Origin of the sequence: Bacillus safensis, from assembly GCF_039619585.1 — a bacterium.
Classification (GTDB): domain Bacteria; phylum Bacillota; class Bacilli; order Bacillales; family Bacillaceae; genus Bacillus; species Bacillus safensis.
Genome location: NZ_CP154909.1, coordinates 1034946 through 1058385, shown reverse-complemented (window position 1 = coordinate 1058385; position 23440 = coordinate 1034946). Strand labels below are relative to the sequence as shown.

At 42.6% G+C, this 23440-nt stretch carries 18 protein-coding genes and 1 riboswitch; of the genes, 6 read left to right on the top strand and 12 right to left on the bottom strand.

The window, feature by feature from the left end:
• Positions 1 to 31: 31 nt before the first annotated feature.
• The 3 genes from AAYR28_RS05285 to AAYR28_RS05275 all read right to left on the bottom strand — a co-directional run bounded on the left by AAYR28_RS05285 (position 32) and on the right by AAYR28_RS05275 (position 3649).
• On the bottom strand, positions 32 to 1681 hold the full coding sequence (locus AAYR28_RS05285; RefSeq protein ID WP_024426503.1) for a methyl-accepting chemotaxis protein: 1650 nt from the start codon (positions 1679 to 1681) through the stop codon (positions 32 to 34).
• Positions 1678 to 2655: a BMP family lipoprotein gene (locus AAYR28_RS05280; RefSeq protein WP_065214218.1), complete on the bottom strand. Its 978-nt coding sequence runs from the start codon at positions 2653 to 2655 to the stop codon at positions 1678 to 1680. The genes AAYR28_RS05285 and AAYR28_RS05280 overlap by 4 nt, the downstream gene beginning before the upstream one ends.
• A 145-nt stretch (positions 2656 to 2800) precedes the next feature.
• On the bottom strand, positions 2801 to 3649 hold the full coding sequence (locus AAYR28_RS05275; protein ID WP_024426505.1) for a CvfB family protein: 849 nt from the start codon (positions 3647 to 3649) through the stop codon (positions 2801 to 2803).
• 225 nt (positions 3650 to 3874) lie between these two features.
• Between AAYR28_RS05275 and AAYR28_RS05270 the strand changes: the two genes are divergently transcribed.
• From AAYR28_RS05270 to AAYR28_RS05255, 4 genes are all read left to right on the top strand, one after another.
• The gene (locus AAYR28_RS05270; protein WP_012009527.1) at positions 3875 to 4366 is read left to right on the top strand and encodes a YajQ family cyclic di-GMP-binding protein; all 492 of its coding nucleotides are present in this window, start codon (positions 3875 to 3877) and stop codon (positions 4364 to 4366) included.
• Between the two features lie 81 nt (positions 4367 to 4447).
• A riboswitch (SAM riboswitch) is annotated at positions 4448 to 4566 on the top strand.
• 78 nt (positions 4567 to 4644) lie between these two features.
• Entirely contained in the window at positions 4645 to 6486 is a 1842-nt protein-coding gene (locus AAYR28_RS05265; protein WP_326136592.1) for a bifunctional homocysteine S-methyltransferase/methylenetetrahydrofolate reductase, read from the top strand.
• Positions 6470 to 9898 (top strand): methionine synthase, encoded by a 3429-nt coding sequence (metH, locus tag AAYR28_RS05260; protein ID WP_342496064.1) that lies wholly within the window; start codon positions 6470 to 6472, stop codon positions 9896 to 9898. Before AAYR28_RS05265 ends, metH begins: the two co-directional genes overlap by 17 nt.
• Before the next feature lie 128 nt (positions 9899 to 10026).
• Positions 10027 to 10884 (top strand): GNAT family N-acetyltransferase, encoded by an 858-nt coding sequence (locus AAYR28_RS05255; RefSeq protein ID WP_120207325.1) that lies wholly within the window; start codon positions 10027 to 10029, stop codon positions 10882 to 10884.
• 43 nt (positions 10885 to 10927) lie between these two features.
• Here AAYR28_RS05255 and AAYR28_RS05250 read toward each other — a convergent pair whose 3' ends face one another.
• Genes AAYR28_RS05250 through AAYR28_RS05225 form a run of 6 tightly spaced genes read right to left on the bottom strand, consistent with a single transcriptional unit; the run spans position 10928 to position 19229 of the window.
• Positions 10928 to 12742, bottom strand: coding sequence for an IucA/IucC family protein (locus AAYR28_RS05250; RefSeq protein ID WP_251232204.1), 1815 nt, complete (start codon positions 12740 to 12742; stop codon positions 10928 to 10930).
• A 13-nt stretch (positions 12743 to 12755) separates the two neighbouring features.
• On the bottom strand, positions 12756 to 14105 hold the full coding sequence (locus tag AAYR28_RS05245) for a lysine N(6)-hydroxylase/L-ornithine N(5)-oxygenase family protein (RefSeq protein WP_345808948.1): 1350 nt from the start codon (positions 14103 to 14105) through the stop codon (positions 12756 to 12758).
• A complete protein-coding gene (locus tag AAYR28_RS05240) occupies positions 14080 to 14634 on the bottom strand; it encodes a GNAT family N-acetyltransferase (RefSeq protein WP_024426511.1) in 555 nt (184 codons plus the stop codon). Before AAYR28_RS05240 ends, AAYR28_RS05245 begins: the two co-directional genes overlap by 26 nt.
• A complete protein-coding gene (locus tag AAYR28_RS05235) occupies positions 14631 to 16412 on the bottom strand; it encodes an IucA/IucC family protein (RefSeq protein ID WP_111927197.1) in 1782 nt (593 codons plus the stop codon). The genes AAYR28_RS05240 and AAYR28_RS05235 overlap by 4 nt, the downstream gene beginning before the upstream one ends.
• Positions 16409 to 17896, bottom strand: a complete 1488-nt coding sequence (locus tag AAYR28_RS05230; protein WP_111927195.1) for a pyridoxal phosphate-dependent decarboxylase family protein — start codon at positions 17894 to 17896, stop codon at positions 16409 to 16411. The genes AAYR28_RS05235 and AAYR28_RS05230 overlap by 4 nt, the downstream gene beginning before the upstream one ends.
• Complete coding sequence (locus AAYR28_RS05225; protein WP_034282119.1) at positions 17883 to 19229, bottom strand: aspartate aminotransferase family protein; 1347 nt, start codon at positions 19227 to 19229, stop codon at positions 17883 to 17885. The genes AAYR28_RS05230 and AAYR28_RS05225 overlap by 14 nt, the downstream gene beginning before the upstream one ends.
• A gap of 384 nt (positions 19230 to 19613) precedes the next feature.
• Between AAYR28_RS05225 and AAYR28_RS05220 the strand changes: the two genes are divergently transcribed.
• Positions 19614 to 20150, top strand: coding sequence for a serine O-acetyltransferase (locus AAYR28_RS05220; RefSeq protein ID WP_101677384.1), 537 nt, complete (start codon positions 19614 to 19616; stop codon positions 20148 to 20150).
• Here the strand turns inward: AAYR28_RS05220 and AAYR28_RS05215 are convergent.
• From AAYR28_RS05215 to AAYR28_RS05205, 3 genes are all read right to left on the bottom strand, one after another.
• Positions 20145 to 20402: a hypothetical protein gene (locus tag AAYR28_RS05215; RefSeq protein WP_034282121.1), complete on the bottom strand. Its 258-nt coding sequence runs from the start codon at positions 20400 to 20402 to the stop codon at positions 20145 to 20147. The two genes, AAYR28_RS05220 and AAYR28_RS05215, sit on opposite strands and share 6 nt — an antisense overlap.
• Before the next feature lie 95 nt (positions 20403 to 20497).
• The gene (locus tag AAYR28_RS05210) at positions 20498 to 21064 is read right to left on the bottom strand and encodes a GNAT family N-acetyltransferase (RefSeq protein WP_098676798.1); all 567 of its coding nucleotides are present in this window, start codon (positions 21062 to 21064) and stop codon (positions 20498 to 20500) included.
• Between the two features lie 14 nt (positions 21065 to 21078).
• Positions 21079 to 21945 carry an AraC family transcriptional regulator gene (locus tag AAYR28_RS05205; RefSeq protein WP_065214208.1) on the bottom strand — a complete coding sequence of 289 codons (867 nt, stop codon included), beginning with the start codon at positions 21943 to 21945 and terminating at the stop codon, positions 21079 to 21081.
• A 113-nt stretch (positions 21946 to 22058) separates the two neighbouring features.
• Here AAYR28_RS05205 and AAYR28_RS05200 point away from each other — a divergent pair, with 113 nt between their 5' ends.
• Positions 22059 to 23435 (top strand): MATE family efflux transporter, encoded by a 1377-nt coding sequence (locus AAYR28_RS05200; RefSeq protein WP_034282125.1) that lies wholly within the window; start codon positions 22059 to 22061, stop codon positions 23433 to 23435.
• Positions 23436 to 23440: the final 5 nt, after the last annotated feature.

The window sequence follows — 23440 nt, the reverse complement described above, 5'->3', positions numbered from 1 at the left end:
TCCCTGACACAACACGGGAAGGGTGCTTTTCTTATGAAAGTTTAAATCGCTGGACGGTTTCATTTAACCTCGCCGTCATACTCATCAATTCTTCGACCTGTTTGTTCATTTGATGGAACGATTGCAGCTGTTCATTGGCTGAGGCAGAAATTTCTTCGCTGCCAGCTGCTGTTTCTTCTACAACTGCACTAATATTTTCAATCGAGTGCAGCACTTGTCCGCCAAGTTCTGTTGATTGCATAATTTGGTCATTTAAGACCGCCATTTCTTGTTTAATATGCTGCGCTTTTGTTTCTATATCTTCAAAGGAGTGTGAGGTTTTGTCCATCGCATCCTGCTGCTGAAGTGAAAGTTTGACCCCTTCTTGAACAGTTTGACTAATGGATTGAATGCCTCTTTCAATATGACTGACCATGTCAAAGATTTGTCTTGTTGCATTAGACGATTCATCAGCAAGCTTGCGAATTTCATCTGCTACAACGGCAAAGCCTTTTCCAGCTTCGCCTGCTCTTGCCGCTTCAATGGCTGCGTTTAAGGAAAGCAGGTTTGTTTGGTCCGCAATGTCAGAAACCGTTTTGGCCATGGCCGAGATTCCGCTGGCGTATTGCGTAAATTCTCCTGCTGATTCTTCGATTTGTCTCGTGGCATGTGTATTTTTTTCAATCGCTGTTTTTGTTTCTGTTAACGTGTGCTTTCCGCTTTCTACGGCTTCGATGGCATCCTCTGTACTGCGGATGACCGTTTGCGAGCGTTCTGAATTTTTACGTCCATGCTGGTCCATTTTCTCAATCAAGCTGACGCCGTGCTGGAGATCTTCTGAAATCGCTTGTGACCCATTGGCCATTTCGTCTGTCGAAACAGATACTTGATTCGCAGACTCCATCATCTTTTTGTTTTCATCATTCAGGTGGATCGAGAATGTCTCTACTCGGCTTGAGACATTGCTGATTTCTTTAATCAGACTAATCAGCTGATCTGTCATTTGATTAAAGGATTCATTCAAGCCGCCGATTTCATCCTTGCGCTGAATATCCATCCGCTCCACAGCAAGATTGCCTTCTGCGATCTGCTTTGCTCTGTAGGATAGTGATTTGATGGGTGTCACGATGGATCGCGTTAATCCAATATTCAAAAAGACAGCAATGACAATCAGTGTGAGTGCTGAGACGAGTGCACTTGTGATAATCCATTGGACATTGTCTGCTGCAGCCTCTAGATTTTGTTTATACGCTTCTTCTGCCCTTTTATTCATCGTATGCACATCGTTTAAAACGCCATCAATTCTTGCTGCCACACGTCTTGCATCCGATGCGTTTTTTTCACCAATGGCGTTGTTTGCTTCCTTGGTCCACGTGTCAAATTTTGAATTTAACCTTGTTAATGCCTCTTTGTTCATATTTCCTGCATGTTTGTTTAGCGTTTGCAGCTGCTTTTTTGCTGTAGAAATATCGTTTTGAACGATCTCTAGCTGTTCATCTGAGAGTGTCATCGAATAATTGGTCATGGCTTGCTCGACACTTTCAAAGCTTGCCTTCGTTTTTTGTACGTTTAATAAGGTTTGCACATCTGTCTCATTTGATGATTGGATCTTTGTCATGCTGACAATGATAAAGGCGATGACGCCAACTGCTAAAAGAAGTGAAATAAGTGAGTTAAGTAAAATTTTGACGCGTAAGCTCATGATGCGTCCCCCTCTTCTTTTAGAAGCGTCTGCTTCAGACCATTTAATTTTTTGGTCAGTGTCTCAGCATTTTTCAGGATCCGGATTTTTGCCATATCGATTCCATCATTGCTTAAGTCATAGACAACATGTCCGCTTTTCATTTGATTGTTCTTGACGAGCTGTTCACTGAATTGATAGACCACTTCATCGACTTTTTTCACCATAGACGAAATGACCGCTTTTTCAGCAGTATAGTACTGATCGCTGTCTACACCAATGGCATATTTACCCTGCGCCTGCGCTTCTTTTAATACACCGACACCTGTATAACCGGCTGCCGCATATAAAACGTCTGCTTTCTTTTTGATCATGTCTTTGGCTATTTTACTACCCTTGCCTGCATCACTAAACGTACCGGCATAGGTGGATAATATCTTGATTTTCGGATTGACTGATTTGGCGCCTTTTTGAAATCCTTTTTCAAAACGATGAATGACATCTGCGTCAACACCGCCAACAAATCCAATGACATCGCTTTTCGTTGTCATTGCAGCAAGTGCTCCCGCTAAATAGCTGCCTTGCTCTTCTTTAAACGTCACAGAGGTCACATTTTTCAGCTCAGATACAGCATCGATCAAAAGGAACTGCTTCTTCGGATATTTCTTTGCGACTTTTTCCAGGTCTTCTTGCATACTGAAACCTACACCAATGACAAGATCATTTCCATCTTTTACGAGTTCTGTCAGCCCTTTTTCATATGTATCAGTTTCTGCAATTTCTCTATAATCAAATTCAATGCCAAGCTCATCACGTGCTTTTTCTAATCCTTTAAATGATGAATCGTTAAATGATTGATCACCAAGACCATCATCTGTGAGCATAACGCCAATATGCTTCGCAGTTGATTTTGGCGCCCCCTCCTGTTGATTACCGCATGCGGCGAGCACCATAAGCATGGCTGCCATCAGAAGTAATGAAATCTTCACTTTCATCCAAAAACACACTCCTTTTATCATCCTTACTCCTTTTTTATCGGATTTGAGAGGCGTTGTTTCAATGATTAGTGAAGGTTTTTCATGACTTTTTTCACAGAAAAAATCCATTATTTAAGACAAAAATAAAAAAGTGAGCAAATGCTCACTTTTTCTCGTATGTCCAGCCTTCTTTTTGGTAAACTAAATCATTTTTCATGAGATGACCTAGTGCTCGTTTAAAGGCTGCCTTGCTCATTTGAAATCTTTCGCGGATATCCTCTGGATCACTTTTGTCCCCATAAGGCATGGCGCCGTTTCTTGTTCTCATATAGGTTAAAATTTCTTCTGCATCGACAGATAGTGCATCCTGTTTTCTAGGAAGCAGAGAAACGTTCACCGTTCCGTCCTCTTTCACTGCAATGACGCGTCCTGTCACGGTCGATCCTAATCGTGGCTCTTCCTTTCGTTCCGTGCGGTGAATAAACCCACGCACGCCTGTATCTGTCAGCATAAAAGAACCTGTCGCAATTAAACGATAGATTGTTCCAGTGATTTCTTTGTTCATTAAGGTTTCTGGTGCCTCTGTGAACAATTCACTGATCACGTCTTCTGTGGCTGGTTTTGCGAACATTCTGCCGTAGCTTGTGACTTTCAGCATACAGTAGAGTTTGTCTCCTTTTTTCGGCCATGCTTCCTCAAAAGGCGGGAGGTGTTCTGTTGCAACAAGTGCATCCTTTGACAGCCCAACATCAACAAATGCGCCCATGTCTTCTACCACGTCCACGACTTCTACCCAGTCGTATGTATGTGCGTTAATTGTAGGTATTTTCATCGTAGCAGCGAGTCTTTCTTCATGATCTACATATAAGTAGACCTCTACTTCATCTCGGTCACCAATATCTTCTGTCATTTCACTGCGGTGTAAGAGGACCGAATCTTCACCGTCTGTCAAAAAGTAGCCGTATTCCATTTCATTCTCTATTTGCAAGGTCAGTTGCTCACCTGGTCTCATGTTCTCTTCCTTCCTATCTGCCCATAAAAGAGCGTTCGTTCATCTTTTGATTCACTCTATTCTACTATACTTCTTCCTGCATGAACATCTCTAGTTCTGTTAGCTAAAGTGGACAAACTGGACACGATTTATACGGCTGGCGGCTTTACTCTTTGATAAAGTTTTCTTCTTCTGCTATTTGCATGATAAAATAGACGCAATATCTAAACTTGGAGGTCATGTGTGATGGCAAAAGAAAGCTCATTTGACATTGTATCGAAAGTTGAACTGCCTGAAGTGCAAAACGCTGTTCAAGCAGCACTGAAAGAAATTAAAAACCGTTATGATTTTAAAGGAAGTAAAAGTGATATTTCTCTCGAAAAAGAAGAGCTTGTCCTCATTTCTGATGATGACTTCAAACTTGAGCAGTTAAAAGATGTGCTTGTGACAAAGCTGATCAAACGAAATGTTCCAACTAAAAACATCGATTACGGAAAAACTGAGCATGCCCTAGGCGGTACAGTACGCCAGCGTGCGAAGCTGATCAGCGGGATTGATCAAGACAACGCCAAAAAGATCAACGCGCTTATCAAGCAGTCAGGCATCAAAGTGAAATCACAATTTCAGGATGACCAAGTGCGTGTGACAGGGAAAAATAAAGATGATTTACAAGAGGTGATTTCTCTTATGCGCAAGGCCGATTTGCCGATTGATGTCCAATTTATAAATTTTCGATAAATTTCAAATTTTCCATTGATTATTTCTGCATTTTTCGTTACAGTTGATGGAAGTTCAATTCATTGACATGTTCATATTGCTTTCTTATCAAGAGAGGCAGAGGGACTGGCCCTGTGAAGCCTCAGCAACCGGTGTAGTAGAAATCTATTTTCTATGACCAAGGTGCTAAATCCAGCAAGCAACTGCTTGGAAGATAAGGAGAAGAATTACGATACAGCCAAAAAGTCTTCTTCTTATCAGAAGGCTTTTTTTGTTACATAGAAATAAGGAGGAATACAATGGGCCTATTACAAGACTTACAAAACCGCGTACTGATAGCTGACGGAGCGATGGGAACACTTTTATACTCTTACGGCATTGACCGCTGCTTTGAAGAATTAAATTTATCGAAAGAGGATGAAGTGAAACGCGTGCACGAAGCATATGTGCAGGCAGGCGCTGACATCATCCAAACGAACACATACGGTGCGAATTATATTAAACTATCCCGCTACGGCTTAGAGGAAGAAACGAAACGCATCAATACAAAAGCGGTACAAATTGCAAAAGCAGCCGCAGGCTCTGCTTATGTACTCGGAACAATTGGCGGCATTCGAACGTTTAACAAAAATGCTTACTCTATAGAAGAAATCAAACGAAGCTTTAGAGAGCAGCTGTACATCCTATTAAATGAAGAGCCTGACGGATTATTGCTTGAAACATATTATGATATAGAAGAAGCGAAGGCTGTTCTCCAAATTGCCCGCAAAGAAACGACTCTTCCGATTGTCATGAACGTCTCAATGCATGAACAAGGCGTTTTGCAGGATGGTACCCCGCTGAAGGATGGTTTATCTGAGTTATCATCTCTTGGTGCAGATGTTGTCGGCATCAACTGCAGGCTGGGCCCTTATCACATGATTCAGGCACTTGAAGGCGTTCCACTTTTGGAAAATTCGCATTTATCTGTCTATCCTAACAGCAGTCTCCCCTCACTTGAAGCAGGCAGACTCGTCTATGATACCGATAACGATTATTTCCGAAAAAGTGCACTTGAATTTAGAAATCAGGGCGCACGTATTATCGGAGGCTGCTGCGGAACAACACCTCAGCATATTAGCGCAATGGCTGAAGCGGTCAAAGATTTAGCACCGATCACTGAAAAAGAAGTGAAGGTGTTAAAAGAAGAAATCATTTCCATCCAAGATCAGCGCACTGAGCCAGGTCTTGATGAGCTGGCTGTGAAAAAACGATCGATTATCGTAGAGCTTGATCCGCCGAAGAAGCTGAACTTCGAAAAATTTCTCGTTGCTGCAAATGAATTAAAGAATGCTGGCATTGATGCATTGACGTTAGCCGATAATTCTCTTGCGACTCCGCGCATTAGCAATGTCGCTTGCGGCGCATTATTAAAGCAGCAGCTCGATATGCGTTCTCTTGTTCATATCACATGCCGCGACCGTAATTTGATTGGGCTTCAATCTCATTTAATGGGGCTCGACACCCTTGGATTAACCGATATTTTAGCGATCACAGGCGATCCATCTAAAATTGGAGACTTCCCAGGTGCAACATCTGTGTATGATTTAACCTCCTTTGATTTGATTCGTCTCATCAAACAGTTTAACGAAGGCCTTTCTTTCTCAGGAAAGCCCCTTGGCAAAAAGACCAATTTTTCAGTGGCTGGCGCGTTTAACCCAAATGTGCGCCATATTGATAAAGCGGTGAAACGTCTTGAGAAAAAAATCGAATACGGTGCTGATTATTTTATTTCACAGCCTGTTTATTCTGAGGAACAGCTTGTGAAAATTCATGAGGAAAGCCGCCACTTGGATAAACCGATTTATATCGGCATTATGCCGTTAACAAGCAGCCGAAATGCAGAGTTTATTCATCACGAAATTCCAGGCATCAAATTATCTGATTCTATTCGTGACATTATGGCCAAAGCTGGCGAGGATAAAGAAAAGCAGCGAGCAGAAGGCTTAGCGATTGCCCGCTCTTTATTAGATACAGCCTGCGAATTGTTTAATGGCATTTATTTAATTACTCCTTTCCTTCGATCAGATTTAACAGCAGAACTGACCACCTACATCCATCAGAAAGAAAAGGAGTCTAACGTCCATGTCACCTATCACTGAACAGCTCAAAAAACGCATCCTCGTCCTTGATGGGGCAATGGGCACAATGATTCAAAACGCCAACCTGACAGCAGAGGACTTTGGCGGAGAAGAGTATGAGGGCTGTAACGAGTATTTGAATGTGACAGCCCCTCACATCATCTCTAAGATCCATAGGGAGTACCTTGAAGCAAGTGCTGACCTCATTGAAACAAATACGTTCGGCGCGACAAAGCTCGTCCTTGACGAATATGGGCTTGGGCACCTTGCCTATGAACTCAATGTTCGAGCTGCGCAGCTGGCAAAGGCAGAAGCTGACCGTTTCTCCACACCAGAAAAGCCTCGTTTTGTTGTAGGCGCAATGGGCCCGACAACGAAAACATTATCTGTAACAGGCGGCACAACCTTCAGTGAGCTCGTCAGAAATTATGAAGAGCAGGCCCGCGCTCTGATTGACGGAAAGTGTGATGCCCTTCTTTTAGAAACAAGCCAAGATATGCTGAATGTAAAAGCTGGATTCAAAGGGATTCAGGAAGCCTTTCAGCAAACGGGCATCCAATTACCACTCATGGTATCAGGAACGATTGAACCGATGGGCACCACCCTTGCTGGTCAGGATATTGAAGCCTTTTATATTTCTCTTGAGCATATGAAACCAATCAGTGTGGGCCTTAACTGTGCGACTGGTCCAGAATTTATGACAGACCACATCCGCACGCTCTCCTCCATTGCAAAGTCAGCGGTGAGCTGCTATCCGAATGCTGGTCTCCCAGATGAAGAAGGCCAATATCACGAATCCCCTGCCTCTCTTGCTAAAAAAATCGCCGCCTTTGCTAAGGAAGGCTGGTTAAATATTGTCGGCGGCTGCTGCGGGACTACACCTGCGCATATTCAAGCATTGTCAGATGAAGTACGCACGCTTCAGCCGCGTCATATCAACCGCGAATCACCGCAGCATACCGTATCAGGAATTGAGCCTCTTATTTATGAGGATTCGATGCGTCCTCTTTTTGTAGGCGAACGGACCAATGTCATTGGTTCTCGCAAATTCAAACGGCTCATTGCGGAACAAAAGTTTGAAGAAGCAGCAGAAATTGCTCGTGCTCAAGTGAAAAATGGCGCTCACGTCGTTGATGTGTGTCTCGCCGATCCAGACCGTGATGAGGCAGCAGACATGGAAGGCTTTTTACAAGAAGCCATGAAAAAGGTGAAAGCCCCTTTTGTCATTGATTCAACGGATAAACACGTGATTGAAAAGGCACTCACCTACTCTCAAGGGAAAGCCATCATCAATTCCATCAACCTTGAGGATGGCGAGGAACGCTTTGAAGAGATTCTTCCTCTTGTGAAGCTATATGGCGGTGCACTTGTTGTTGGCACGATTGATGAAATAGGAATGGCGGTGACAGCAGAACGAAAACTTGAAATTGCTGTACGTTCTCACGATCTGCTAACGAAGAAGTATGGTATTCCCGCAAGTGACATCATTTTTGATCCGCTTGTCTTTCCCGTAGGCACTGGAGACGAGCAATATATTGGCGCCGCTGAAGAAACGATCAAAGGCATTAAAATGATTAAGGAAACCCTGCCTGAGTGCCTCACCATTTTAGGCATCAGCAACGTATCTTTCGGACTTCCGCCTGTTGGCAGAGAAATTTTAAATGCCGTTTATTTGTATCACTGCGTGCAAGCAGGGCTTGACTATGCCATTGTCAATACAGAAAAGCTTGAACGCTTCGCTTCCATTCCAAAGGAAGAAATCAAACTAGCTGAAACCTTGCTTTATGAAACAAATGATCAAACACTGGCTGAATTCACCCAATTTTACCGCGGCAAAAAGAAAACGGAGAAAAAACCAAAGATCTCCTTATCACTTGAAGAAAGGCTGGCGCTCTATGTCGTCGAGGGAACGAAAGAAGGTCTCGTCGATGACCTATCCCTTGCTTTGGAGCAATATGAATCGCCGCTTCATATCATCAATGGCCCGTTAATGCAGGGAATGGCTGAAGTTGGTCGTCTTTTTAATCAAAACGAATTGATTGTAGCCGAAGTGCTTCAATCGGCTGAGGTCATGAAAGCATCTGTTTCGTTTCTTGAGCAATATATGGAAAAGCAGCATGCGAGCGGGAAAGGAAAGATTCTACTTGCGACTGTAAAAGGAGATGTCCATGATATCGGGAAAAACCTCGTCGACATCATTTTGAGCAATAACGGCTTTCAGGTGGTCGACCTCGGCATCAAGGTGACACCTCAAACATTGATTGAAGCTGTGCAAAAGGAAAAACCAGATATGATTGGATTATCAGGCTTACTTGTAAAATCCGCACAGCAAATGGTACTAACCGCTCAAGATTTACAAAAAGCCAATATTTCTGTTCCTATTTTGGTCGGCGGTGCTGCCCTTTCTCGTAAATTTACGAAAATGAAAATTTCGCCTCATTATGATGGACCTGTTCTTTATGCAAAAGATGCGATGGACGGACTATCATTAGCCAATGAGTTAAAAGCGAATCCTCTTCAATTTCAAACAAAACCGCAAGAAGAGCCAGCGGCACCTTTCAAGGAAAAAGAAGGAAAGCAGCCGAAAGCTGTCATAGAATTTCTAGAAAAACGCGCAGCACTCCCGAAGGCACCGGTATTTACGCCAGAAAATACCGCACGCCATTATGTGAGAGACATCGATTTGCATCATATTATGCCTTATGTGAATGAACAAATGCTTATTGGTCATCATCTCGGCTTAAAGGGAAAGATCAAAACCTTATTAGCTGAAAAGCACCCAAAAGCATTGGAATTAAAACAGCTTGTCACAGATCTTCTAAACGAAGGCAGAGAGAAAAACTGGTTTGCGCCAGCATTTGTGTATCAATTCTTCCCTGCCAGTTCAGACGGAAATGATTTGCATATTTATGATCCCGTAGAGCCTGACCGCATCATTGAAACGTTCCAATTTCCAAGACAGGAGAAGCTCCCGTACCGCTCCATTTCTGATTATGTACGGAAAAGTGATGAAAACGAGAAAGATTATATTGCCTTATTCGCCGTCACAGCCGGCGCGCGTATACGCGAGGTCGCGCAGCAATTTAAGCAGGAAGGAGATTATTTAAAAATGCATGCTGTCCAAGCTCTCGCACTTGAGCTTGCAGAGGGATTAGCTGAAAGAACCCACCAAGTGATTCGTGACAAATGGGGATTCCCTGACCCAGTCGATTTTACAATGGAAAAACGATTCCAAGCGAAATATCAAGGGCAGCGCTATTCCTTTGGTTATCCAGCGTGTCCAAATCTTGAGGATCAAGAAAAGCTGTTCAAGCTGCTTCAGCCTGAAAAAATCGGCATCCATCTCACAGAAGGATTCATGATGGAACCTGAAGCATCTGTTTCAGCGATCGTCGTTTCCCACCCTGAAGCTCGATATTTTAATGTTCATTAAGACTGGACCCTCCGTCATTGGGGGTTCTTTTTTGATACACGCTGAGAGGAAAAGGATTTTCCTTTTTCTTATGCCTTCATATGGTACGATACATATAGATGAAATCAGCTAAGAAGGAGTTGCGTGTATTGGAAAACGTTGTACAACGAACTTTAACACTTGATGACATACCCGATCTTATCGCATTGTCAAAAGAGGTCGACTGGCCTGATTACAATGCGGATGAGCTTACATCTCTTTTAACAAACGGATATTTTACAGGTTTTTCAACAACAGATGGACAAGTGATCTCATGTGCAGGACTTTTCCAATATGATAAAGCAGCATCAATTGGTGCCGTTATTGTATCTGAGACACATCGCGGCTTAGGCCTTGCACGGAAAATGATTGACACCCTGCTTCGCAGAAGCGATCAAAGCGTTCCTGTCGTTTTAACTGCTACTGTACAAGGACAGCCCGTTTACGAAAAAATCGGATTTCAAACGGCCGGCTACATTCATACATACAAAGCACAGACCACGAATCCAGCGGCTTTTCGTGTGTCAGGCGGGATTCACCTTTCTCCTGCTGATGAAGCGGACCTTCCGTCTATTGAAGCACTTGACGAAAAAGGTGCAGGCACCAATCGATCAAGCTTTATAAGAAAGCGAATGGAACGAGCATCGTTCCGGCTGATTGCAAAGAATGAGCACCATGAAACAACTGGATTTGCCTTTGGCATCGAAACCCCTGCTAATCTAATGATTGGACCGCTTACAGCAAACGATGAACAAACCGCTCTCTCGCTCATCCAATCACTCATCTCGTCTTATTCAGGCGCAATTCGTTTAGATATGCAGGAAGAAACTGCTGAACGCCTGCATGAAACACTTGTTGAAGCAGGATTTACAAAAACAAACGTAGCGCATTTTATGATGATTCGCGGGAAAGAAAAACTGAATGATCCCGCCCTTTTCTATTTCCTTGCCTCTCAAGCATTTTCTTAAAAAACAAACAAGCTGTAGACACTTGATGTCTACAGCTTTTCTATTACTTCTCCCCAACTGACGAAAGAACATGAGCGAGTGCATTTGTGACCTTCCCATGCTCTGATGCATGCGGGCGGTCATCTCCATCTCCATAGCCATAATCAATCATTCGATTTCGATTTAAGCAAAGCTTTGTCAGCTTCGGCTGGAATAGATCAAATAATTCAAAACGGTCTTTTAGCTGCGGGAATTGATTTTGATACTGCTGAATTTCTTCAGCAAGCAAACGCCAAAGAGTCGTTTCATCTAACAGATTGTGATTGTCTAATACGTTGGATACATAACGCAGATTGCAAATAAATAGTCCTGTAAAGATAAATTGCACCAGACCTTCTGGCGGCTCACTGCGCAGCACTTCTCTTAAATCTTCTTCTAATGAAGCTAATTCAGGCAGCGGCTGGTCACTTATATTCACATCATCAACGAAATCTTTGATCGCCAAACGATGCGGCTGATGATTTTTTAACACAAGAATTGTATTTTGCCCATGCGGTGAAAAGACTGTGCCGTATTGATACATAAAGTGCAGCAGCGGCGGCATCACGACATGGAAAAACTTCGCCATCCATTCTTTTGCTGAGAGACCTGATTTTTCAATCAGCTGCTTGATATACGGCTCACCTTCATGATCCTCATAAGTGAGTGCCGCAAGTGTAACAGGGCTCTCCCCTTCTTCTAAGTACGTATAAATGCTTTCTCTAAAAATGACACCGAGCATCTCAAGATATTGATACGGCGCACCAGGCAGTTTGCTGTAGTATGGATGATCGACATTGATACTTGCATTCTCACCTGGTAAAATGACGCGGCAGACATCAGATAAAAATGAGTCTTGATCGGCAATCCCTTTAATATGCGCTGTAATGCGCGGGGCAATGACCGTACGTTCTGATGGGAGTCCACGGTACACGAGTGTATTTAAAATACTCATTGGCAGTTTAATATGATGCTTGCCTTTGTTTGAGATATTTGTAAAGGTTCTGATCGACTGCTGCGGGATATATTGATCCAGTCCCTCTCCCAAATACACAATCCGGCGCAAGGCCAAATCTTCCGGGAAATGCTGAATAATCATATGTGTCCACTGCCACTGATGAACAGGCATCATATAATAGTCAGCTGCATTCAGTCCTTCATCCTTTAACACACGCTGAAATTGACGAATCGTGACTTCATCTAATTCTTTGGCAATTACCTGCTCATAGTTTTCATGGTCGACTGCATGGAATGTCGCAAGCTCTCTATGTACAGCAATCCAAGACAGCTGCACACATTCCTGCCGTTCTGGTGCATAAGCTAAGTAATCATCGTAGCTGAATCCTATACGTCCTTTGTTATACACAATCCAAGGATGGCCTGTCATTTCTCCTTCAATCCATGCATAATCCGTATCTGTCAGTTCATCCGCACGAAGTGCTTTTTTCGACAGCAAATGGACATCGGCTAACAAAGTATGGTGAAGCTCTTTGATAAGATGGCCTGTTGTATCAGAAGACATTGGAATGATCGGCTGAATGTCTAGTAAAAACACAATGGCACTGACATCCTTTGACCATTTTCCATCTTGACAGCACTCAATTGATTCAGCGATTGTATCAAAACTATCAAACAATCGAGGTTTTGCCAGATAACGATATTTCTTATGTTCGTGAATGATTAATTCATACTGCGCGATGCCATCCTTACAATCCAGCTCAACAGGATGAAGCATGTCCTCATACATATATTCAGACAGCATTTTTGCCACCATTCGCTGGTTTGCCTTTTTCCAAGCAGCAGGATTCACCGCTTTTTTCAATTCATCTTGTACACTCATCGCTTCATCCTCCTTATCCTTTGATTTCTTCAAATGTGTGTGCGTTCTTGTGTGTACCAAATGTCTGGAAGACATGCTTTTGATAAAGTGGATACACGGTTTGACGAGCAAGTTCATTGATGATCACACTGTTTCGATAAGCCCCCAGCCCCAAATCTGGAGCGCCGACCCCATGTGTATGAAGCTCTGCATTTTGTACAAAAATATCATTTTCACCCATCGTATTTGTTTTCAAACGATATTCACGTTCAACTTGGAAACGTCCTTGATCATCCCATTGAATGTGATGAGAAATAGGGTTGATAAACGGCGGCAGAACGGATTGGTAGCCAGTCGCCAATACGACAATATCCGTTTCATGTGTAAAGGATTCTTCCTTGACCCATTGCGTGCATGAAAGTGATAATCTGCCTGTAGTTTCCTCAATCAGGTTAACCTCTGTCATGGCTTGAAGCACTGTGTTCAGCTGCTTTCCACAGGCGGAACGTTCATAAAGCAAATGATAAATATCACGAATCATCGCCGAACTGATACCTTTATACAGCAAGTCTTGCTGTTTTAATAACGCATCCTTTTTGGCTTGCGGAAGCTCATAAAAGAAATCAATATAGTCAGGGGAGAAATACTCAAGTCCAAGGTTTGAATATTCCATTGGGAAAAATCCTTTTGACCGTGTGAACCAGTGAATATCCTTCGCCTCATCATCTGATAAAATGTCATAAAACACTTCTGCCGCACTTTGACCAGAGCCGATAACTGTCACAGATTTCCCTTTGAAACAGCCTTCTTTCTTTCGTTTTAAATAGTCAGCTGAGTGAAAAACCTTCTCTCCTAAAGCTGGCTGGAGCGATGCGGGTATCGCCGGCTGCGTGCCAATTCCTAAGACGAGATGTTTGCTTTCAAACACCTCTACAGTTTGGTCCTTTACATGACGGACATGCACTTCATACCGCTTTTCCCCTGCCTTTTCGATCAGTGAGACAGATTCGACATTCATGCCGAATCGGCAAGAGTCTAACTGGTCAGCGACCCAGCGGCAATAATGACTGTATTCCTTGCGCGGGATATGGAAGTCTTCTAGAAAGTAAAATGAATACAAACGGTTTTGTTCCTGCAAATAGTTGAGGAAGCTATATTTGCTTTTCACATCTGCCATGCTGACAAGGTCCGCTAAAAAAGGGACTTGCAGTGTTGTCCCTTCAATGAGCATCCCTGGGTGCCAGTGAAAGGCTTCATTTCTTTCAAAAAACAAAGCGTCGATTTCATTTACCTCTTCAGATAATGCGGCAAGCCCGAGATTAAACGGGCCAATGCCGATCCCAATTACATCCACTATATTATTTTGCTTGTTGAACCGCGTCATGGTTATACTTCCTTTCGAATCGTTCTCGATCACAAAACATCAAAAGACCTGTTTTATCGGGTAAAGTGACTGGTTTCACACGTTCGAAGCCGCATTTTTCAAATACATGAATCATTTTTTCATTGCGAATATCCGGCTCAGCAACGATTTTTTCTGTTCGTTTGTTCTGCTCAAATTGAAATGCTGTCATTGCCTGAAGGAGCGGCGCAGCAAATCCTTTTCCCACATAATCCGGCTCCCCTATTAACAGGTGGATGCCTTGATCATGCGGAGAAGGCTCATAGTAGGATTCAATGATATCCCCTTTCACGTTGTAAGCCTCAAAATAACTCATTGGCGTCCCATCAATCGTGCCTAAATAAAGGGTTTGATGCGGATCATGTATGGCCTGATAAAAATGCTTTTCAAAAGCAGGAAATGGAATATTCAAATGCCAAAATGGGTGAACGTACTCTTCTTGCATCCACTTATGGACAAGCTGGACATCTCTTTCATATTCAGCACGAATAAACCTGATGCGATGCCTCATCCAATCAGCGCCTCCTTATGTAAAAAGAGCGGATTCAAGACAGCCGTGTAACGAGACTGTGTTTCCAGAGATCCTGTCAGCTCATCCATATCTTCAAATCGTGTCAGCAAATTCGCTTTTGAAGGAAGTTCTTTTGAGCGGAGAAGGCTGTTAGTCAGATCAGATGCTCCGTACGTCTCCTCATGAGCGAGCAATGTATCTCTCACGAGTGCCAGCAAATCTTCTTCCTTTGCTAGACCTTCTGTGCCAAAGCCATTAATGAGACCAAATAAATGATTAAAGAAGAAATAATAACGGAGTCTCTCAACGGCTACATCATCCGCACAAATGGTTTCACTTCTTACGCTCAAGTTTTGAACTAGATTTGCGAGCTTATCTTTTTTTGATTCACTATAATAGTAGCCTTGGTTGTCACGATAATAGAAAGTCTCTGGATAACCATCCTTCATTTGCACAACAGCATTTTGCTGATGGGCCTCGAGTGCAAGACCATACGTTTCAAACAGCCAGAGCATCGGTTTTAACGAAATGGTCAAATATTGTTTAAACCAATCTTGGCTGACCGCTTCTGTTGACCGGCCTTCTGAATCTGCAAGTTTATGAATAATTCCTGCTAATCTCGATTTTCCTCCGTACGCATGATCCTGACATAGCCCAGCAATTAAGCTTGCGCCTCTTTCACGATGCAAGAATGGATTTTGACGAATGACCACTTCAAAGCCAGATTCCGCTTCATCTCCTCGAATAGAGAGATATGCAGGATCTTCAATGACACGGAATCCAGAGAATTTTTCATATAAAGAAACGCCTAATTCTGTTTTTAAGATGCGGGACATCTCTACTCCTCGATCCAGTTCCTTTTGTTTATTGATACGTAAAGAGTTCGTAATTTTCACAGGAACAGAGAATTTGAGCATGTAAGCAGAATCCTTTTGATAGACCGTTCTAAAGGATGAGGTCGCTGTGTATTCAGACCCGAGCGGTCCTAAATAAGTCAGTTTCCCCTCCTCTATATAACGCTTCACGAATGCCTTCTCCATGACCACTTTGACTTGCAGCGGATGAATCGGAATGAGCACAAATTCTCCGTTTTCTGTTAACCTATTCAGTCTCTCTGTTTCTTCTGGCACCTGACGCATAAGCTCTTCTAACATGAGGCTTGCCGCAGATTGTGAAATAGACGAATCCTGAAGCACAATCGAATGGTGCGCTTTAAAGTAATGAAGCTGGAAAGCTCCTTTCAGCTCAGGAGAATAGACGGCTTCCTCTTCTTCTGTCATCCCTTGTCTGCTTTTTGGTGTAGGATGTGTTAAATGTCCAAGGAGAAGTGACTGCTCAGCCTCGATGTACTCAAAATCAGCTTGAGATAAAGCAGCTTGATCACTTTCTCTCTCCCGTAAGAATCGTTCAATATTTCGGCAGCTTAAAATGATGCGCAGCATGAATTCATCCTCTGCATCAGTGCGGCCATATGCAATGAGAAGCTCCTTTGAACATAAAGCAACAAGTGTCGTGTAATCGACGATCGTTCCCTCTTTTTCGCTGCCACTTGGACGAAAGCGAATCGGAAAATCAAAGAGATGGCGGCCTACAGATGAAAAATATCGGATCGGAATCACAAGCTCAAGGTCTTGCTTTGCTAGTTTTGCCACGAATACAAGCGAACCATCTGCTTTCGTCTCTTTTTTTGCAGATCGATCGATTCCTGTTTCACGTAAAAAACAGTTTAAAAAGCTTTGCATAGTTGCATTTTCAGCCATTTGTTTATATTGACTCAACGTAGTACCCTCCCGGATTGAATATGAGCGATCCCGATATCAACGATGTCAGAAAGGATTTCCTCAATATGTGTGATTGTCGTTCTCGGATTTAACAAAGTGAATTTTAAGCATGTTTGACCATCCACCACTGTTTTCGCAATGACAGCAGTTCCTGATTTGAATAACGTTCGATGGATGATTTTATTGATGGCATCCGCCCCCTTAAATCGAAACACAACTGCATTGATTTCTGGCTCAGGATTGATCACGTCAAGGTGATCATTGCTCTCAATAAGCGCGGCCACATCCTTCGCAAAATCAATGGTATGGTCAATGATGTCACCAAACCCTTCCTCCCCAATCAGACGAAGAGAAAGAAGCAATTTCAGTGCGTCAAACCGGCGCGTCGTTTGCACAGATTTATGGACAAGATGTAGTATTCCATCCAGTTCATCTTCCTTTGGATTGAGATAATCTGCATGATAATGAATCAAACCAAAATGTCTTTTATCCTTCAGTAAAAATGCTCCGCAGGAGATCGGCTGATAAAATTGTTTATGAAAGTCAATCGTGATGGAATCAGCAAGTTCAATACCGTCTAATTTATTCCCGTAGGTTTCGCTTAATACAAGCGCTCCGCCGTAGGCAGCATCTGCGTGAATCCATAGACCGTATGGCTTGACGATGTCATACACATCTCGAACCGGGTCAATACTGCCAAAATCAGTTGTCCCGCAAGTCGCCACTACCGCAAAAGGCAGGAGATCTTGTTCCTTTAATTCAACAAGTTTCTTCTTCAAATCGTTGAGGTCCATGCGGTGATGCTCATCTGTCTCTACCAGAACAACTGCCTGCTCCCCTAAGCCTAGCTGGGATGCAGATTTCTTCACAGTGAAATGAGCATTCTTAGAACAAAGAATTCTCATGCGGTGAGCCTCACTCGGCAAGCCTTTCTGCTGAACATTCCATTGCCATGTGTTTTCACAAAATGCATCTCTTGCAAGAAGCAGTCCCATGTAGTTAGATTGGGTGCCACCGCTCGTAAATGTCCCATCTGCTAGATTTCCATAAGAAAACTTCGCACATAGCCACTTTAAAATTTCCTCCTCAACCAAAGATGCAATACCGCTTTGATCGAAGGAATCCATTGATTGGTTAAAGGAGCTCACTATCACCTCTGCGGCAAGTGCAGGGATAAGCGGCGGACAATGCAAATGTGCCAAGCATTTAGGATGCGATACATCAACGAGATGCGGCAAAAGGTGCTGCTGTATATCTTGAAAGACAGATTCCATTGATTCGCCAGACGGTTGAAGCTGAAATAAGGATTCGACACTAGCCGCTAATTTCCCAGGCAATATTCCGCTGTATGGACCTTGGTCTTTTTGCCACTGATCTAGTAAGCTGTCGATAGATGTATGAAGAGCCGCTCGGAAGGACTCTCTTCCAAGCTGGCTTTGATTGATAAATAATGAATCCACAGAAGCTTTAGTTGATTGCATCGTAAACGGCCTCTTTGAAAATAGCGATGACTTGTTCAAGCTGTTCTTCTGTCATGATCAATGGCGGTAAGAATCGAATGACGCTACCGAAACGGCCTCCTGTCTCTACAATTAAGCCTTTGTCGAAGCAATTCTTTTGAATGAGACTGGCTAGCTCAGGATTTGCTGGATAACTTCCATCCACATCCTGCTTTTCATTTGGATTGACTATTTCAGCACCAATCATTAATCCTCTTCCTCGAACATCACCAATAGCAGGTACATTTTTTTGAATGTCTTTTAGATAAGCCTGCATGCGATCCCCTAGCTGGTCTACATGATCAAGCAGATTGGTTTCTTTTATAAATTTAAGCGTAGCGGTTCCTGCAGCCATCGCCATTTGATTCCCTCTAAATGTGCCAATGTGTGCACCTGGATTCCATTGATCCAAATCTTGATCATAAATCACAACTGAAAGCGGCAGGCTTCCACCAATGGCTTTAGATAATACAATAACGTCTGGCACAATTCCCGCATGTTCAAAGGCAAACATCTTGCCTGTTCGGCCAATGCCTGATTGAACCTCATCGATAATGAGCGGAATGCCTTTTTCTTTTGTGATTCTTCTCATTTCTTTTATCCATTCAATAGATGCTGGAATTGAACCTCCCTCACCTTGCACTGCTTCAAAGATCATACCTGCTGGCGGAAGAATACCACTTTCAGGATCATTTAATACACGCTCAATATAAGAGCTGGAAATGCGGTGTGAATCTTTCCCGCCAATGCCAAATGGGCAGCGATATTCATATGGATAAGGCATGAAATGCACATCTGGAATTAACCCTTGCACTCTTTCCTTTGGAGACAAATTTCCGCTTAATGACATCGTGCCATGTGTCGCACCGTGATAAGCACCGTGGAAAGAAAGAATGGAACGATTTCCTGTCGCTGTCTTGACTAATTTAATCGCAGCTTCTATGGCATCACCGCCAGTTGGTCCACAAAATTGAATTTTTGCTCTCTTTGCAAACTCTTCTGGCAGGTGAGAAAAAATTTCATTCACAAATTCTTCTTTAATTTCTGAGGTTATGTCCAACGTATGCAATGGTCTTTTTTCATGAAGCATACGTTCAATAGCTTCTATAACAACCGGATGATTGTGACCAAGTGCAAGTGTTCCTGCGCCTGCCAGACAGTCATAAAACTCTCTGCCATCTGCATCTGTCACGATCATACCCTCGGCTTTTTGCATGGCTAACGGGAACCGTCTCGGGTAAGACCTTGCATTAGATTCTCTTTGACTTTGCTGCTCTAAAAATTGCTGATTTTTAGAAACGGTTTTGATGGACATAATAAAACACTCCTCCAATTGATAAAGATTATCATTTTCATTTATTAGCCTAGAGGATATGAGATAGGAAAGTCAATTGTATTCAAAAAGATGATTCAAAAAGCATATGAATGCTATATTCTCTTTTTAATGAGTATTTTCGAGTAATTTTTACAAACCTTACTGCCATAAGGAGATGGAACGCATGAGACGGTTTGATATTGAAAAAAATTACAAATCATTCTTCCTGGTTCTTTTGTTCTACTCAACTCAAAGCGCTTATTTAATGAAGAAATTTGGATGAAATGAAGGTAGAAAATTGAAGAAGTAACATCATTTTTTCTTGATATAAATGGTTTGGATGGTATAATTTCTCTGAAACATAAAGGAATGGAGGGGAATTTGATGATTTTTACAAAGCACGATCTTCACCATTACTTAACGCAGGATAAGATAGCATTAGCGATCACGCGCAAAAGGCCAAAGTGGTTTGGGGACGATATATGGAAATATCAAAGGTATTTGCGAAAATATGAATACTATTCTAATAGCGGCGCTCTACTGCGCAAATGGTTTTATCGCTATTTACATAAAAAGAAAGGCATGCAGCTTGGCTTTGATATTCCGATTGGCGTCTTTGGCCCCGGCCTTAGAATCAATCATAGTGGTCTCTTAATTGTGAATAAGCACGCAAAAATTGGGGCATTTTGTGATATTCATCAAGGGGTGAATATTGGCCAAAACCATTCCGAAAAGGATGTACCAACCATTGGAGATCACGTATGGGTTGGCCCCGGTGCTAAGCTGTTTGGAGACATTTACATTGCAAATCATATTTCAATCGGAGCAAATGCCGTGGTGAATCGTTCCTTTCATGAAGAGCAGATCGTCATTGCTGGTGTACCGGCTCAAAAGGTAAAAGAAAAAGGCCCTTCTTCATGAAGGCGCCTGATAAAAAAGAATAACACCGATCAAAACAGAGATGAGCAGCATGAGATAAAACAAGATGGTTAAAATCAAGATCGTCCAGCCCAGCCCCTTCCTCTCTGTCTTGATCAAATAAATACCAAGTACGATGGTGCTAAATAGCACGCCTAAAACAGCCCACAGCCATTTGTCTTTGTTATGTTTTGGCGCATCAAACCATAAATAGATGGCAACAGCAAGTGAAACGAATAGACCCGTTAATCTCATATTTAAATTCCCCCTTATGTAAAAAAACACATTTTCTATTATTCGCTTGAAAAACCGATTTTTTTCAGTTTATTCAAACATACAATACTTTTGTCCTAAAATATTTTATCATTGTTCCGCGGAAGGCTTCTCCATTCTTCTCTCAACATTCCGTAGCGCATTGAATCATAATAAACCCCTTGATAATAACGGACCTTTCTCAGTCTCCCCTCAAGGATAAATCCGCAATTCTCTGCGCACCGCATCATCCGTTCATTCCCTGACCAAGTTGTTAAACCAATTCGAGGGATATCAATATGCGTAAATAACACATCAATCCAAAGATTTAATGCCTTTGTCCCAATACCCCCGTTCCAAAAGCGTGAATCATAAATGATAATGCCGCATTCAAGCCACCTCGTACGTTCATTCTCCCAATAATATGATACGGTGCCTTTGATATCACCATCTATTTCAATGCCATATAGCTTTTGAGGAATGGATTCTTCCTGTAAGTACCGTTTCTTAAATGCAGCAAGCGGGATTTCGTGTTCATAAAAATAAGGGGCATTCCATTTTCGATAGGACTGGTCTGATGCTTTAAATTTTAAATGCCACACCGTTTCTAAGTCCGTTTCGGTTAATGGACGTATGTTCACAAGCTCTTCCTTTTCTTTTTTCATCTGTTCACGTTCCTTTACTTTGTCGTTCTTTTTGCTAAATGACGGTACTCGATCGGCGTCATGCCTTCATTTTGCCGAAACAGCTTAGAAAAATAAGTAGGGTCGTCAATACCTACATGATCTGCAATGGCAGCGATTTTTTCATTCGTTGAGGCCAGCATGCTTTTGGCTTTTTCGATTTTGAGTCGATGGCTGTACTGGTTTGGCGTCAATCCATACACCGTCTGCATACATCTTGTCATGTAATCAGGATGATAGTGCAGTTTCTCTGCAAGCTGCTCCATGTGTAATTTCTCCATAAAGTGATGCTCAAGATAATGAACCACTTCTGATGCGACAGTCTCCTTTGCACTTGGAATATGGAATGCTTCCTTTTGCAGGTGAATGAGCATTTCCTCAAATAATAGCTGTTTTTTCAGCGGAAGTTCAGATGCATCATGATTTAGTGCTCTCATCGCTGAAAGATGTTTTTTTAACACACTTCGCCCTTTCACTTTTCCTAAACGGGGCAGACTAAATTCATAGGTTGCCGGCTTTTCGAAGGTCGCTTGATTTTGTTTCATATCAATCCAGTGTTCTCTCGGCCGGTTCGTCAGCTCAAATCGGTCAATTGAGAAATGCAACCACTCATAGTGCGTTTCCTCTTCACACGGCAGATGTCCACCATGAGACAGGCCCGGTGAGAGAATCATATATTCACCTTCTTTTACATGAAAAGCCTCCTCGCCCTCTGTCATCCATAGTTCACCTTTTGTGATATAGAGAAGATCAAATACAGTGAAGGTTCTTGAGATATGTCTTTCTCCTTGATGAAATACCCCTTTACCTGAAGCAATATAAATAGGAAACGGCGGTACAGTAAATGTAATAAATCGATCCATATTCATCCCCTTATGAAGTCGGATTTCTCCAATAAGTTTCGGTTTCATCTCTTCTTATTATAGTCGATGCACGGTACACTATAAATCGGATTTATACGAAAGGAGGCTATGTGATGAAATCTCAAACCCTGTCATATGAAAAGGTTCAAGCCAAAGATGAGAAAACACACCCTTCATTATTTGCATTAACTTGGCCTATTTTTATCGAAATCTCTTTATATATGCTCATGGGGAGCGCTGATACACTTATGCTCAGCCAATACTCCGATAACAGTGTGGCCGCAGTAGGTGTAAGCAACCAGCTCCTGAATTTATTAATTGTCATGTTCAGCTTCATTACAACAGGAACGACCATTGTGATTGCGCAGCTTTTAGGAGCTGACCGCAAGCAGGAAGCGACTCAAGTCGCCTATGTCTCACTAGGAACCAACTTCTTGATCAGCTTTGTCATTAGTCTCCTCATGTTTGTGTTAGCTGTTCCAATCCTGCACATGATGGGCTTATCAAGTGAACTCATGCCGGATGCGGCGGTCTTTTTACAAATTGTCGGCCTGCTTTCTTTTATTCAAGCACTCATTATGACGTATAGTGCTATTTTAAAAAGCTACGGATATACAAGAGACACGATGTATGTCACCATCGGAATGAATTTGCTCAACGTTGCCGGCAATTATTTGGTCATTTTTGGTCCGTTTGGCTTTCCTGTATTAGGTGTCATGGGTGTTGCCTTTTCAACCTCGCTGGCTCGTTTGATCGGATTGATGGCGATGATCCTCATTGTCCGCCGCCGAATTGGATTGCGCTTTTCACTGAAGAGTATGTTTCACATCCAGCGGACGCATTTAAAAAAGCTGCTGAAAATTGGCATTCCTTCTGCTGGAGAGCAGCTTTCTTATAACGGCTCTCAAATGATTATTACACTGTTTATTACATTTATGGGGACGCAGGCTTTAGCCGCAAAGGTTTACACTCAAAATTTGATGATGTTTATTATGTTGTTTGGTGCAGCGATTAGCCAAGGGACACAGATTTTAATCGGGCGCCATATTGGAGCGAAAGAATTTGATGCTGCCTACCGCAGATGTATGAAAAGCTTATACTGGGCCATTGGGATCTCTCTTCTTTCTTCCACTGCTTTATCTTTATCATCGACGCATTTGCTTACCTTTTTCACTAGCAATCGTGAAATCATTGAAATCGCCGCCACACTTCTCCTATTGACGATCATTTTAGAGCCGGGACGCTCTTTTAATATGGTCATTATTAATTCATTGCGGGCTGCTGGTGACGCGAAGTTTCCAGTGTATATGGCGATGATTTCAATGTGGGGAATTGGGCTTCCGATCGCTTATTTGTTAGGCATTCAGTTTGAAATGGGGCTCATCGGGGTTTGGATTTCTTTTATTGTGGATGAATGGGTAAGAGGTATCTTCATGTATAGGCGCTGGCGTTCCAGAGTATGGACGGAGTATCGTTTTTCTTCCACATAAAAAGG

Excerpts from the sequence above, each read along its gene's own strand:
- AAYR28_RS05285 (WP_024426503.1), bottom strand. The coding sequence starts at position 1,681 with ATGAGCTTACGCGTCAAAATTTTACTTAACTCACTTATTTCACTTCTT.
- AAYR28_RS05280 (WP_065214218.1), bottom strand. The coding sequence starts at position 2,655 with ATGAAAGTGAAGATTTCATTACTTCTGATGGCAGCCATGCTTATGGTG.
- AAYR28_RS05275 (WP_024426505.1), bottom strand. The coding sequence starts at position 3,649 with ATGAGACCAGGTGAGCAACTGACCTTGCAAATAGAGAATGAAATGGAA.
- AAYR28_RS05270 (WP_012009527.1), top strand. The coding sequence starts at position 3,875 with ATGGCAAAAGAAAGCTCATTTGACATTGTATCGAAAGTTGAACTGCCT.
- AAYR28_RS05265 (WP_326136592.1), top strand. The coding sequence starts at position 4,645 with ATGGGCCTATTACAAGACTTACAAAACCGCGTACTGATAGCTGACGGA.
- metH (WP_342496064.1), top strand. The coding sequence starts at position 6,470 with ATGTCACCTATCACTGAACAGCTCAAAAAACGCATCCTCGTCCTTGAT.
- AAYR28_RS05250 (WP_251232204.1), bottom strand. The coding sequence starts at position 12,742 with ATGAGTGTACAAGATGAATTGAAAAAAGCGGTGAATCCTGCTGCTTGG.
- AAYR28_RS05245 (WP_345808948.1), bottom strand. The coding sequence starts at position 14,105 with ATGACGCGGTTCAACAAGCAAAATAATATAGTGGATGTAATTGGGATC.
- AAYR28_RS05240 (WP_024426511.1), bottom strand. The coding sequence starts at position 14,634 with ATGAGGCATCGCATCAGGTTTATTCGTGCTGAATATGAAAGAGATGTC.
- AAYR28_RS05230 (WP_111927195.1), bottom strand. The coding sequence starts at position 17,896 with ATGCAATCAACTAAAGCTTCTGTGGATTCATTATTTATCAATCAAAGC.
- AAYR28_RS05225 (WP_034282119.1), bottom strand. The coding sequence starts at position 19,229 with ATGTCCATCAAAACCGTTTCTAAAAATCAGCAATTTTTAGAGCAGCAA.
- AAYR28_RS05220 (WP_101677384.1), top strand. The coding sequence starts at position 19,614 with ATGATTTTTACAAAGCACGATCTTCACCATTACTTAACGCAGGATAAG.
- AAYR28_RS05215 (WP_034282121.1), bottom strand. The coding sequence starts at position 20,402 with ATGAGATTAACGGGTCTATTCGTTTCACTTGCTGTTGCCATCTATTTA.
- AAYR28_RS05210 (WP_098676798.1), bottom strand. The coding sequence starts at position 21,064 with ATGAAAAAAGAAAAGGAAGAGCTTGTGAACATACGTCCATTAACCGAA.
- AAYR28_RS05205 (WP_065214208.1), bottom strand. The coding sequence starts at position 21,945 with ATGGATCGATTTATTACATTTACTGTACCGCCGTTTCCTATTTATATT.
- AAYR28_RS05200 (WP_034282125.1), top strand. The coding sequence starts at position 22,059 with ATGAAATCTCAAACCCTGTCATATGAAAAGGTTCAAGCCAAAGATGAG.